Raw genomic sequence first — 1,278 nt, forward strand, 5'->3', positions numbered from 1 at the left:
TGTCTCATATTCTATAATGCAGTCTGTACCAATTTACATTCTGATTTTTTTTCTACCCCGATTTACCGAGCGGATACGGCTTATTTATATCATTGAACCAAAAATTTTGAGTAACATGTCTGGTTGAAGCAGCAACACTAATTGCACCAGTTCCCGCAAATGGTTCTACCAGTCTCTCTACTTTTTCGGGAAAAAACTTCAAAATATCAGAAGCAATACTTCTTTTACTTCCTTGATATTGGATTGGATGTGGTGTACTAGCCATTTTTGATTCAGAATTGACTTCCGAAACTCTACCACAAAGTTTAAATGCTAGGTAAATTGGTATTATGGAACTTTAAGATAAGTAAAACAGAATATCCCTGCCACGGGATAAATTAACGCAAAACTCGATGGAAGCAAACAAATACGGATTAGCACTACATACCACCACAACCGAATTAGGTTTAGCAATTAGCAATTTTGCTGAGGGTCATTTATCTGTAGATTCCCGTTCTCAAACTTGGAATTTGGATCGGGAATTATCCAGCCATCTACACCAGTACTTGATGGATTTTATCAAACCGCAAACTTGGCAAGATATGGCGTTTATCGCAGTCGCCAAAGGACCTGGAGGTTTTACAGGTACTCGTATAGGGATGGTAGCAGCGAGAACATTAGGACAGCAGTTGAATATTCCCGTGTTTGCGATTTCAACTTTGGCTGCTGTAGCTTGGAATCAAAGGAAAGAGGAAAATATTCATATCGCGGTGCAAATGCCAGCACAACGAGGACAGGTATTTGGAGCAATTTATCAACCTGCGGAAAATGGATTAGGTTTAACTACCTTGCTCACAGATACCGCATTATTACCCGAAGCATGGCAGGAAAAATTAACCAATTGCGATCGCTTGGGTAAGGTCAGAGGGGTATGCGATCGCATCGAGGTTCCTTTGGAACATCCCAATTATCAGTTAATTGAAGCAAAATCTGGTTTAGCGGCAACCGTAACAAGTCTTTTACAACTCGCTTACTTTGATTGGTTACAAGGTCAACGTCCCAGTTGGAGTGAAGCTTTACCATTTTATGGTCAGCATCCAGTGGATTTATAATGCTGGTCATTTGATATTTTGATTTTTAAACCCCCGTAGCTGTAACCCCAGTCGTAGTCATGGAATATACGGGTAAACCAGGACAGTTAAAACAATTCGCAATACTCGCGGAGCGAGAAGCAAGCTACGTAATACTCGCAGAGCGAGAAGCTAAAGCTACGCAATTATGTTTTGTAACGGAGAGAAG

General features: G+C 40.6%; 2 protein-coding genes. One reads left to right on the forward strand and one right to left on the reverse strand.

Annotation, left to right across the window (positions count from 1 at the left end; translation table 11 throughout):
- Positions 1 to 52: 52 nt before the first annotated feature.
- Entirely contained in the window at positions 53 to 265 is a 213-nt protein-coding gene (locus CK510_RS30540; RefSeq protein WP_095725142.1) for a DNA adenine methylase, read from the reverse strand.
- A gap of 127 nt (positions 266 to 392) precedes the next feature.
- Between CK510_RS30540 and tsaB the strand changes: the two genes are divergently transcribed.
- Positions 393 to 1,091, forward strand: coding sequence for a tRNA (adenosine(37)-N6)-threonylcarbamoyltransferase complex dimerization subunit type 1 TsaB (gene tsaB, locus CK510_RS30545; RefSeq protein ID WP_095725143.1), 699 nt, complete (start codon positions 393 to 395; stop codon positions 1,089 to 1,091).
- Positions 1,092 to 1,278 lie beyond the last annotated feature (187 nt).

The organism is Brunnivagina elsteri CCALA 953 (assembly GCF_002289455.1).
Taxonomy (GTDB): domain Bacteria; phylum Cyanobacteriota; class Cyanobacteriia; order Cyanobacteriales; family Nostocaceae; genus Brunnivagina; species Brunnivagina elsteri.

Excerpts from the sequence above, each read along its gene's own strand:
- CK510_RS30540 (WP_095725142.1), bottom strand. The coding sequence starts at position 265 with ATGGCTAGTACACCACATCCAATCCAATATCAAGGAAGTAAAAGAAGT.
- tsaB (WP_095725143.1), top strand. The coding sequence starts at position 393 with ATGGAAGCAAACAAATACGGATTAGCACTACATACCACCACAACCGAA.